Genomic DNA, 11,547 nt, shown 5'->3' on the forward strand with positions numbered 1-11,547 from the left:
CAATGAATTTGATGGTTTTCATTTATTTAGATGTGTTTTAAATTGAGGAGAATACCTTATAGAGTGGTTTAAAGTTCTTTTATCGTTGTTTTTAAAAAAATATTGGTGGTACTTTTGCCGATACTTATGGCACAAGAACATATGAAAACTGAAAATACAGGAACCAAATTATACAACATAGGAGTAAGTTACAAAAAAGCTGATGTAGCTACTCGGAGTGCCTTTAGTCTCTCTAAGCAAAAACAAAAAGATTTGCTGAAAGACGCCATGTCAAAAGGTATTGATGGTGTAATCGTAGTTTCTACATGCAACAGGACAGAAATTACGGGTTTTGCAAATCATCCTTTTGAGTTGATAAGCTTGCTATGCGAACATTCCAATGGTAAAATGGAAGATTTTGTAAAGTATTCAAATATTTTTAAAACCTCTGAAGCCATTCAACATTTGTTTAAAATAGGAACTGGTCTAGAGAGTCAAATTTTAGGAGATTACGAAATTGTTGGTCAACTAAAGAGGGCATATAAAGTCGCACAAAAATATGGAACAATAAATACCTATTTGGAAAGGTTAATGAATTCCGTTTTGCAAGCTAGTAAAGAAGTTAAAAATCAGACACACTTAAGCTCAGGTACTACTTCAGTTGCCTATGCAGCTACTCAATATATTGTTGAAAATGTGGTGGATTACACCTCAAAACGAGTTTTGGTTTATGGATTAGGTGAAATCGGTAAAAATGCTTGTAAAAATCTATTGGAATATACAGATAATAAAAACATCTATCTTATCAATAGAACACATGCTAAGGCTGTTAAATTTGCTGAAACACATCAAAATATTGTCATCAAAGATGAAAGTGAACTTGAAGAAGAAATAGCAGAAGCAGACATTCTTATTGTATCCACAGCTTCAGATATACCGACGATTACTTCAAAAAACATAAAAAAAGACAAGAAGTTATTGATTCTAGATCTTTCCATGCCCGAAAATGTAGGTAAAGATATACAAGCCTACCAGAATGTTCAGTTAGTCAATGTTGATCAATTATCTAAAATAACAGACAAAACATTAGAAAAGCGTACTCAAGAAATTCCTAAGGCTATATCAATCATAGAAAAGCACAAACAAGATTTCAACGAATGGGTCATGCATAGGAAATTTACACCAGCTGTAAATGCACTAAAAAAATCTCTTTTGTCTATTCAAAATGATGAATTGGATTTACATAAAAAGAGGTTAGAAGATTTTAACGAGGAACATGCTGAAATTATCACGTCAAGGATCATTCAAAAGATTACGACACAGTATGTAAAACATCTAAAAGATGAAAACACCGCTGTCAACCAAAGTATTGATGTAGTCAATAAAATATTTAATACGAGCAACTAAAACTCTATCAATGAGTCAAATCATCAGAATAGGTACCCGAAATAGTGAGTTAGCTTTATGGCAAGCAAATCTAGTTCAAGATAAATTACAAAGTTTAGGGTATAAAACCAAAATTATAGAGTTGTCATCTATTGGTGATGAAATTTTAGATATTCCTTTACATCAAATTGGGAGTATGGGTGTTTTTACCAAAACATTAGATGTAGCAATGCTACGTGGTCAAATTGATATTGCCGTTCATTCTTTGAAGGATGTTCCCACACAATTGCCTGAGACCATCGTTCAAGCTGCAGTCTTGGAGCGTGCTGATGTCCACGATGTCATAGTTTACAAAGGTACAGAAGCTGATTTGTTTGCAGAGGGAGCAACCATTGCAACTGGTAGTTTACGAAGAACTGCACAGTGGTTGCATAAATATCCAAAGCACAAATTAACAGGTTTACGTGGAAACGTAAATACCAGATTGAAAAAGTTACAAGATCATTCATGGAATGGAGCAATTTTTGCCAAAGCTGGTTTGGAGCGTATTGATTTACTGCCTAAAAAACATAAAGTGTTAGACTGGATGATTCCAGCTCCAGCCCAAGGAGCCATCATGATTACTGCGTTGGAAAGTAAGAGCTATCAAGATCAACAATCTGAGATTCTAAAAGCTTGTGCAAAAATCCATCATAAAGAAACAGCATTGTGTGTGCGTATTGAACGTGATTTTATGAGTACACTAGAAGGAGGCTGTACTGCACCTATTGGAGGGAATGCAGAAATTATAGAGGACAAAATAGTTTTTAAAGGAATTTTAAGTGCCTTAGATGGTCAAGATCAAAAGGTTGTTTTTAAAATCATCGATTTGAAAGATGCTGAAAAATTAGGGCAGCAATGTGCTCAAGAAATTTTAAACAATGGAGGTGATGTTTTAATGGAAGAAATTAAAAAAGTAATTAAAAAATAAAACGGAATTTATTGGTAACGCCAAAGTCATGAGAATTTTAGCCACTAAAAAATTAACTCCAATTCAAAAAAGCATGTTGAAAGGATATGACGTTCAACAAAAAGAGATGATTTCTATATCATATGGAGAAAATTTTATAGTTAATGAAAAGATATCTCATGCTATATTTACCAGCGCAAATGCAGTAAAATCAGTATTTGAAAGGAATAAAAACAAAAAGGATAACTTTGATAATGTTTACTGCGTTGGGGCAAAAACCAAATCATTATTAGCAAGTTATGGAGTAAAGGTTTGTCATGTTGCAAAGAATGCCTCAGCTCTGGCAGCTATTTTGGTAGAAAAAGAAATAGAAGACCTCCATTTTTACTGTGGAAATTTACGTCATCAGGATTTGCCTCTTGCTATGGCAGAGCACGGTATAATGGTTACGGAAAACGTGGTCTACCAAACAGAATTATCAAATCATTGTTTCGAGATGTCTTTTGATATGGTTATGTTCTTTAGTCCTAGTGGTGTCATGAGCTATGTAAATGGTCTTAATAGTTGTAATGTCAAAGCTATTTGTATTGGGTATACCACTGCAACTGAAGCCATCAATAGTTTTGAAGAAGTATTTGTAGCAGAGGAAACAACCGTTGAGTCTGTGATTGATAAATTAAAAGAAATAAGCATTCACTAGGGGTGATTTGCATCAAAAATTATTAAAGCTATTAAAAATGAATAGGACCAGACGTTTAAGAAAATCTGAGGGAATTAGAAGGTTAGTCAAAGAGAACAATCTGACTATTGATGATTTAATTTATCCTCTTTTTATTGAAGAAGGAGAGGGTATAGAGAAAGAAATTGTTTCTATGCCAGGTGTTTTTCGTTTTTCATTAGATAGAATAGCAAAGGAATTAGAGGAGATTGTCTCTCTAAATATTCCTGCAGTTTTGTTGTTTGGAATCCCCTCAGAAAAAGATGATCAGGGTACAGAAACTTGGAATGATAATGGAATTGTCCAACAAGCAGTACGTTTGATCAAAAAAAAACACCCAAGTCTATATGTCATTACTGATGTTTGTTTTTGCGAATATACAAGTCATGGACATTGTGGTGTGATTGATAATCATGATGTAGATAACGATGCTACTTTGATCAATTTAGCAAAGCAGACCATCTCTCATGCGAAAGCAGGTGTAGATATGGTTGCACCTTCTGGAATGATGGACGGAACCATTGCTACCATGAGAGACGCGTTAGACAACAGCGGATTTCCTAGTTTACCAATCATGGGGTATTCGGTAAAATATGCCTCAGCCTTTTACGGTCCTTTTAGAGACGCTGCAGATTCTGCACCAACATTTGGACATAGAAGAACGTACCAAATGGATCCTTCTAACAGACTAGAAGGACATAGAGAAGCCTCTTTTGATGATGAAGAAGGAGCGGATATATTAATGGTTAAACCGGCTTTATCTTATTTAGATATCGTCAGAGACTTGAAAGAAAATTATGATAGACCCATAGCTTGTTATAACGTAAGTGGCGAGTATGCTATGGTCAAGGCAGCAGCTGAAAAAGGTTGGATAGACGGAGAGCGCGTTATGATGGAATCTTTATTGTCTATGAAAAGGGCAGGTGCTGATATCATTATTACCTATTTTGCGAAAGAAGTTGCCAAAGTATTAATGAGAAATAATAAATAAAATTTGTACCTGATACTCGTGACCAGATACTTAATATAACCAAATGAAAATGAACTTTAATAATTCAGAAAAATCATATATAAGAGGATGTGAAAATTTAGTGGGAGCTGTGAACTCTCCTGTTAGAGCTTTCGCTTCAGTCGGTGGTAATCCTTTGTTTATAGACAAAGCCAAAGGGGCTTATATTAAAGATGTAGATGGTAACAAATACATAGATTTGGTATTGTCTTACGGACCTATGGTTTTAGGTCATAGAAACAAAAAAGTTGAGAAAGCTGTAACCAAAGCCATTAAAAAAGGAACCTCTTTTGGAGCTTCTACCAATGCGGAGATCAAATTGGCTAAAATTGTTTGTGATGCCTTCCCGGGGATGGACAAAGTCCGTTTTGTAAATTCAGGTACTGAAGCAGTTTTGAGTGCTATTCGCTTGGCTAGAGCCCACACGGGAAAAGATAAAATAATTAAGTTTTCAGGTTGTTATCACGGTCATATGGATGCCATGTTGGTTGCGGCGGGTTCAGGCTTGGCAACCTTGAGTTTGCCTGGATCCAAAGGGGTGCCAAATCAAGCAGTAGAAAATACATTGATTTCGGAGTACAACAATTTAGAGAGCGTAAAAGAACATTTTGACAAACATAACGATGTTGCTGCTGTCATCTTAGAACCAGTAACAGGAAATATGGGTGTTATACAGCCAAGTGATGAATTCATAAGGGGACTACGTGCTTTGACCAAAGAAAAAAATGCATTATTGATTTGCGATGAGGTCATGACTGGTTTCCGTTCTCATTTTGGAGGAACCCAAGAGTTACTTGGTATTGAAGCTGATATCACTTGTCTTGGAAAAGTGATAGGTGGAGGTTTTCCAGTAGGAGCCTATGGTGCTCGTAATGAAATCATGGAAAATGTAGCGCCGTTAGGAGGAATGTACCAAGCAGGTACTTTATCGGGAAATCCAATAGCCATGGCTGCGGGAATTTCGACGTTAACGGAGTTGAAAAAACAAAACCCATATGATAAGTTCAATACCGTTGCCCAGAAATTAGAAGAGATGTTACTAACCTCGGCTAAAAAACATGGTATTGATTTAGTTGTCAATAGATTTGGATCGATGATCAATGCTTTTTTTACTGATAAGAAAATCGAGAATTTTACAGACGCACAAACTTCGGACACGGATATGTTTGCAAAGTTTTTTTGGGCGATGATTGAAAATGGTGTTTTTCTTCCGCCTTCACAATTTGAAGCATGGTTTTTATCGTCTACAATAACCATAAAAGAATTGAAGAAATTAGAAATTGCGATAGAGAATGCTTTTTCAGCGATGAGTTCATAGCTATTGTCTATTTAGAGAAAATAAGTAAGCATACAATCAAAAAAAAGATTCATTTAAACAAATAAAAAAAGCTAAAAGCCAAACGCCGAAGCCAATCAATAATATGTTAAAAAATAATCTATACCTAAGAGCCTTAAACGGCGAAATTGTAGAAAGACCTCCTGTTTGGATGATGAGGCAAGCAGGGAGATATTTACCTGAGTTTCAAGAAATAAAAAAGAAGTATGATTTCTTTACTCGTTGTCAAACTCCAGAACTAGCAGCAGAGATCACCGTTCAGCCAATTCGAAGATATGGCATGGATGCTGCCATTTTATTTTCTGATATCTTGGTTATTCCTCAGGCAATGAATATTGAAGTAGAAATGAAAAATGGAATCGGACCCTGGCTTCCTAATCCAATTCGTACCTTACAAGATGTTGAGAAAGTCATCGTTCCGGATATTGATGAAACCTTAGGTTATGTTATGGATGCAATCAAGCTAACCAAAGAAATGTTAAATGATGAAATTCCATTGATAGGTTTTGCGGGTTCTCCATGGACCATTTTATGTTATTGCATACAAGGTCAAGGATCAAAGAATTTTGATAAAGCCAAAGAGTTTTGTTTTACTCAACCTTTAGCGGCTCATCTTTTGTTACAAAAAATTACAGATACGACCATAGTTTATCTTAAGAAGAAAGTTGCATCAGGTGTCAATGCGGTTCAAGTATTTGACTCATGGGGAGGGATGTTATCTCCAAAGGATTATCAAGAATTTTCTTGGCAGTATATCAATCAAATTATTGAAGCACTAAAAGAACACGCACCTGTAATCGCCTTTGGTAAAGGATGTTGGTTTGCCTTAGAAGACATGTCAAAATCTAATGCTTCTGCCCTTGGTGTAGATTGGACCATTACACCAGAATGGGCAAGAAAATTAACAGGAGGAAACATAACCTTGCAAGGTAATTTTGATCCGACTCGCCTGTTTTCACCGCCAGCAGAAATTAAGAAACAAGTAAAAACAATGATTGATGCTTTTGGTAAAGACAAATACATTGTCAATTTAGGTCATGGGATTTTACCCAATATTGGTCTGGACCATGCTAAAGCATTTATAGATGCAGTGAAAGAGTATAGGGTTTAGATTATATTTTTCCTTTACCGGGGGTTGTTAATCGTTAATATTTCATTGTCAAAAGCAAAGCGAATGAAAGAGCAATTTTACAAATATTTACAAAGTTTACAGGATACGATTTGTGCTAGTTTAGAAACGCTAGATGGGGAAGCAAAATTTGTAGAAGATTTATGGAATAGACCAGAAGGTGGTGGGGGTAGAACCCGTGTCATTTCAGAGGGAGAAGTTTTTGAAAAAGGAGGGGTGAATATTTCATCCGTTCATGGAGAATTACCACTTGCCTTGCGTAAACAATTTGGAGTAGAAACAGGTGATTTTTATGCTTGTGGTTTGAGTTTGGTGATTCACCCTAAAAACCCAATGGTGCCCACTGTTCATGCCAATTGGCGTTATTTTGAAATGTACGATGCTGCGGGTGAAATCGTTACGCAATGGTTTGGTGGGGGACAAGATTTAACTCCTTATTACCTCTTTGATGAGGATGCTGTTCACTTTCATTCGATATGTAAAAAAGCATGTGACAAACACGGTGCTGAATTTTATCCAAAATACAAGAAGAAATGTGATGAGTATTTTTGGAATGCTCATCGGGGAGAAGCGCGTGGGATTGGAGGTCTATTCTTCGATTATTTAAAACCCACTGAAGAACGAACCTTAGAGGAGTGGTATGATTTTGTTTCTGAAATAGGGAATAGTTTTTTAGAGAGTTATGCTCCTATCGTAGAAAAACGTAAAGCATTATCTTTCACAGTAGAACAACGAAACTGGCAGGAAGTTCGTAGGGGGCGTTATGTAGAGTTTAATTTGGTCCACGATAGAGGTACTTTATTTGGTTTGAAAACCAATGGAAGGATTGAATCTATTTTGATGAGTCTCCCTCCTCATGTACAGTGGCATTATTGTCATGAACCTGAGGCAGGCAGCTGGGAGCAGAAGCTAGTGGATGTTTTGATGCATCCAAAGAGTTGGGTGTAGGCAGAGTTTTCTAGAAAGACTCTGCAATATTTAGGTAGAGATTGTCAGTCTTTTCACCAAATCCCCAATCTAATCTAGCATTTAGTTTTTCTTCTTTATCCAGTAAGAATCTCAAACCTAAACCTACCGTAGGTCTAAGGTGGTTTAATTTGAATTGATTTAGTTTATTTGTGGTATCTCCAACACCGCCAAAAGCAACCATACCTATTCGGCCATAGATGTTTTTTCTGTATTCCATTTGTGTTGCCATGATATGTCTATCCATATAACGACCCTCAATATACCCTCTTAGTATTTCCTCTCCTCCAAAAAGTGATAATTCTGAAAAAGGAGTGTTTTGATGGCTAAACCTCCCCATCATTTGAAAGCCAATGACATCATCAAGTTTTTTAAAAGGCTTAAAAAAATAACGAACATCAAAACGGCTCAATTGAAACTTCTGTGTTCCACCCAATACTTTTCCATAGAAACCATGGGTAAGCATTGCGTATAATCCTGAGGATGCGTTCAAGATATTGTCGCGTCCGTCATACATGATAGCAGCTTGGATACCGTTTGAGTTGGAACCCAAGTAACCAAGGGGTTTGATCTTATCCAAAATTCCACCTTTTTTAATGTCAACATCAAAAATATGATTGAGTCTAATCCCTCCTCCAATAAAAAGGGACTTCAAAAACATTTGTTTTAAAATGATAGGCTCAAATCTGAATTGATGAAATGATAGTTGTTCAACATCTTCCTCAAGCGTATTTCTTCCAAATCCATAAAAAAGTCTGGGGAAATTCTTGAAAGCAAAATTCCCTGTGATGACCCATTTCTCTTGGTTGGTAAATATTTCAAACCCAGAATAAAGAATAAATTGGTGGTTAAGGGTATATTGAACGGTAATAGGCATGTTGGAAGTTCTGGTTTCTGCTCCGGAACCCTTGCATTTAAATAAATATTTTGCACCAATACCCAAGCTAAAATCAGTCTCAGGGGCATACCCAATAATGGGTGCCATAATCAGTTTTGAAGGATACAAGGTGCTATCTTTTTCAACAGCTTTTTTATTTGGAAAAACTGTGAAGAAATTTTTAAACTTCTCGAGTTCTTGATCCAAATCTATTTTTTCTTGTGACCATGAACAGATGGGTAGCAGTAAACCCCACAACAAAGCAAATGTCAAAAAATGATTTTTATGCATGAAGAATCCATTTGTGTTGTGCAAAGAAGTCTGAATATTTTTTCATGATACTAATCTACTATTTTTGTTGATTTTTTGGTGGAATATTTCCAATATTTTTCAAAAAATAAAAAATCATTTTTTCTTTTTCTGTCAAACATTTCTGAACCTTGATCTTCAGACCAAGACATAGTGAGATCAAAGTTTGTGGTGGATTATTGTTTAATGTGTATTAGATTGAAACTACAATCACTATCATTTCAATAAACAAAAGATTTTGTGGTTGACCGCATTGATGATTTCATATCACAGCCAAGAATCAATAAAAAAAAGGGTGGGTACGATAACTGGTATAAGTACCATTAAGACTTAAACCAGCAGATGAAAATAGAATTTCAGTAGGCGTCTTGTGGCCCTAATGGTTTAGAATTTCATTTTCATTAAAATGAAAGGCACCTTCAATCGCTGCATTTTCGTCGCTATCAGAACCATGAATTGCGTTTTTTGACATTGAACTTGCAAATAAATTTCTAATGGTCCCTTCTGCTGCGTCCTCAGGATTGGTTGCTCCAATCAAAGTTCTAAAATCTTCAACGGCATTCTTCTTTTCTAAGATTGCGGCAACAATAGGTCCGCTAACCATAAAGTTGATTAGATTTTCAAAAAATGGCTTGTCCTTGTGAACCGCATAAAATGCCTTTGCTTTTTCAGGAGTCAATTGCGTTAACTTTAGAGCAACAATTTTAAATCCAGAATTTGTTATTTTTTGAAGAATAGCACCGGTATTCCCTTCAGAGAATGCATCAGGCTTAATCATTGTAAAAGTTCTGTTGTTGTCCATTTTAAAATTTCATTAGTATTTTCGCAACAAAGATACTTTATTCTTTAACAATAGTTTGTCTTTTTTGATGATATAATAGTGGCAAACTTTACTAAAGCTTCAATAGATGAGAAAAACAGAAGTGAGGGTGATCTCATCTTTTATGAAGATAGTATTTTATGAACATCTCAAGGATGTATGGCCTTTGCATCTTCATTTTAAATTGTATTTTAGCAAAATATGAATACAACGGATATAAAGGTTATAAAGGCATATTTTGAATTGCCTAAGAAGATCGTTTTTGTGGCACACAAAAACCCAGATGGAGATGCTGTAGGGTCTACGACCGCCTTGGCTATGTTTTATAAAAAGCTAGGACATCAAGTTCAAGTAGTTCTCCCTAATGGTATCCCAGATTTTATTGCCTGGATGCCTGGTGCAGAAGAGGTTTATAGATATGATTTGCAAAACATTCAATCTAAAAAAGTCATCAACGAGGCGGATGTTATTTTTTTATTGGACTTTAATGCGCTGCACAGGGTAGGAGATGATATGGAAAAAGGCTTAGCAGCATTTGAAGGTGATTTTATCATGATTGATCATCATCAACAGCCTGATGATATTGCAATGGTGACGTATTCTGATACTTCTATCTGTTCAACTTGTCAAATGGTTTATCACTATATTGAATCGCTGGGACAAGTAGATATGATTGATCAAGAAATGGCAACGAGTTTGTACACAGGAATCATGACCGATACGGGTTCTTTTCGTTTTCCATCTACGACAAGTATTACTCATAACATTGTTGCGGATTTGATAGGCAAAGGCGTAAAAAATGCAGATGTTCACAACCAAGTTTTTGGAAATAATTCATATAGCAGGCTACAATTGTTAGGGAAAGCACTAACCAATTTGATGGTTTTAGAAGCGACAAAAACTGCTTATATCACTTTGACCCACGAAGAATTAAAGCAGTACAACTATAGTAAGGGGGATACTGAAGGAATAGTCAATTATGCATTATCATTGAAAGGAATTGTATTTGCTGCTATTTTTATTGAAGATAAAGACCAAGCCATCGTCAAAATGTCTTTTAGATCTAAAGGAAGTTTTTCTGTCAATCAATTTGCAAGACATCATTTTGATGGGGGAGGACATGACAACGCAGCAGGGGGTAGGTCTATAGAAACACTACAAGAAACGGTAGCTAAGTTTATTGCTGTTGTTCCCCAATATAAAAAAGCCCTTTTACATTCTTATGAAATATAGTTTTCTGTTTGCTTTTATTGTTCTTTTGGTCTCGTGTAACCAAACGAAGCCAAGAAGACCTATCCACAGAAATAACAATTTGTCTGCGCATCATTATTCTATTGCGTTGAACAAGATAAATCAAGCTAGAGAAGAAAAGAGTATCAAACATTATATTGAACAAGATTCGTTATCAAGCTATACCATCTCACCAAAAGGTTTTGCCTATACCATATTGAAGAAAGATGTGGATTCTACTAAAAATCCAAAGTCGGGCGCGTTGGTGACGTATGTCAAAACCATCTATAATCTCAGAAATGAATTGATTTACAATAGCATACAAGAGACCATAAAGATTGACAAATCTAGAGAAATAAAAGGAGTGGAGCAGGGACTCAAATTAATGCGAGAAAATGAGGAATTTAAATTTATTTTTAGTTCATTTGTAGCATACGGTGTTGTTGGAGACCGCGGTGGTATAGGCCCCAATACTCCAATTGTAGTAGAAATCAAACTTTTAAAAATTAAATAATTAAGAAAATGAACATCATCAAAGGATTAGCTTTAGGATTAGTGGTTGCAGGAATGGTTTCTTGTAATCAACAAACAGCAAGAAAGACAACATTATCAACAGAATTAGATTCAGTTAGTTATGCTTTAGGAGCATACATCAACTTCAATTTTAAAATAGACAAAGATTTTAAAGATTTAAATTTAGCCGTATTCAATCAAGCGATCAAAGAAGCATCTGATTCTGCTAAAATTTTAATAGATCAAAAAGAGTTGGCTCCAATTTTAATTGCCTACACACAAAAGCAAGCAGAAAAAGCTAGTGCTGGTTTGATAGAAAAAGGAGA

General features: G+C 35.5%; 12 protein-coding genes. 10 read left to right on the plus strand and 2 right to left on the minus strand.

Annotation, left to right across the window (positions count from 1 at the left end; genetic code table 11):
- Positions 1-126 precede the first annotated feature (126 nt).
- From hemA to hemF, 7 genes are all read left to right on the plus strand, one after another.
- Positions 127-1,386 (plus strand): glutamyl-tRNA reductase, encoded by a 1,260-nt coding sequence (gene hemA / locus ABF281_RS06355; RefSeq protein WP_347180846.1) that lies wholly within the window; start codon positions 127-129, stop codon positions 1,384-1,386.
- A gap of 10 nt (positions 1,387-1,396) precedes the next feature.
- Positions 1,397-2,335: a hydroxymethylbilane synthase gene (gene hemC, locus ABF281_RS06360; protein ID WP_347180847.1), complete on the plus strand. Its 939-nt coding sequence runs from the start codon at positions 1,397-1,399 to the stop codon at positions 2,333-2,335.
- Positions 2,336-2,363: 28 nt separating this feature from the next.
- Positions 2,364-3,014 (plus strand): uroporphyrinogen-III synthase, encoded by a 651-nt coding sequence (locus ABF281_RS06365; RefSeq protein ID WP_347180848.1) that lies wholly within the window; start codon positions 2,364-2,366, stop codon positions 3,012-3,014.
- Positions 3,015-3,051: 37 nt separating this feature from the next.
- Positions 3,052-4,023, plus strand: coding sequence for a porphobilinogen synthase (gene hemB, locus ABF281_RS06370; protein WP_347180849.1), 972 nt, complete (start codon positions 3,052-3,054; stop codon positions 4,021-4,023).
- 49 nt (positions 4,024-4,072) lie between these two features.
- Entirely contained in the window at positions 4,073-5,359 is a 1,287-nt protein-coding gene (hemL, locus tag ABF281_RS06375; RefSeq protein ID WP_347180850.1) for a glutamate-1-semialdehyde 2,1-aminomutase, read from the plus strand.
- A 103-nt stretch (positions 5,360-5,462) separates the two neighbouring features.
- Positions 5,463-6,488, plus strand: coding sequence for a uroporphyrinogen decarboxylase (gene hemE / locus ABF281_RS06380; protein WP_347180851.1), 1,026 nt, complete (start codon positions 5,463-5,465; stop codon positions 6,486-6,488).
- Positions 6,489-6,551: 63 nt separating this feature from the next.
- Complete coding sequence (gene hemF / locus ABF281_RS06385; protein WP_347180852.1) at positions 6,552-7,454, plus strand: oxygen-dependent coproporphyrinogen oxidase; 903 nt, start codon at positions 6,552-6,554, stop codon at positions 7,452-7,454.
- Positions 7,455-7,464: 10 nt separating this feature from the next.
- On the opposite strand, the gene ABF281_RS06390 is transcribed toward hemF, so the two are convergent.
- Positions 7,465-8,640 (minus strand): BamA/TamA family outer membrane protein, encoded by a 1,176-nt coding sequence (locus tag ABF281_RS06390; protein WP_347180853.1) that lies wholly within the window; start codon positions 8,638-8,640, stop codon positions 7,465-7,467.
- Positions 8,641-9,034: 394 nt separating this feature from the next.
- A complete protein-coding gene (locus tag ABF281_RS06395) occupies positions 9,035-9,460 on the minus strand; it encodes a nucleoside-diphosphate kinase (RefSeq protein WP_347180854.1) in 426 nt (141 codons plus the stop codon).
- A 219-nt stretch (positions 9,461-9,679) separates the two neighbouring features.
- Here ABF281_RS06395 and ABF281_RS06400 point away from each other — a divergent pair, with 219 nt between their 5' ends.
- The 3 genes from ABF281_RS06400 to ABF281_RS06410 all read left to right on the plus strand — a co-directional run.
- Positions 9,680-10,711, plus strand: a complete 1,032-nt coding sequence (locus ABF281_RS06400) for a DHH family phosphoesterase (protein ID WP_347180855.1) — start codon at positions 9,680-9,682, stop codon at positions 10,709-10,711.
- Complete coding sequence (locus ABF281_RS06405) at positions 10,701-11,222, plus strand: FKBP-type peptidyl-prolyl cis-trans isomerase (protein ID WP_347180856.1); 522 nt, start codon at positions 10,701-10,703, stop codon at positions 11,220-11,222. Before ABF281_RS06400 ends, ABF281_RS06405 begins: the two co-directional genes overlap by 11 nt.
- Before the next feature lie 8 nt (positions 11,223-11,230).
- Positions 11,231-11,547: FKBP-type peptidyl-prolyl cis-trans isomerase N-terminal domain-containing protein (locus tag ABF281_RS06410; protein WP_347180857.1), on the plus strand; the 317-nt coding region annotated here is incomplete at its 3' end.

The sequence above is a fragment of the Wenyingzhuangia sp. genome (genome assembly GCF_039768515.1).
Taxonomy (GTDB): Bacteria; Bacteroidota; Bacteroidia; order Flavobacteriales; family Flavobacteriaceae; genus Wenyingzhuangia.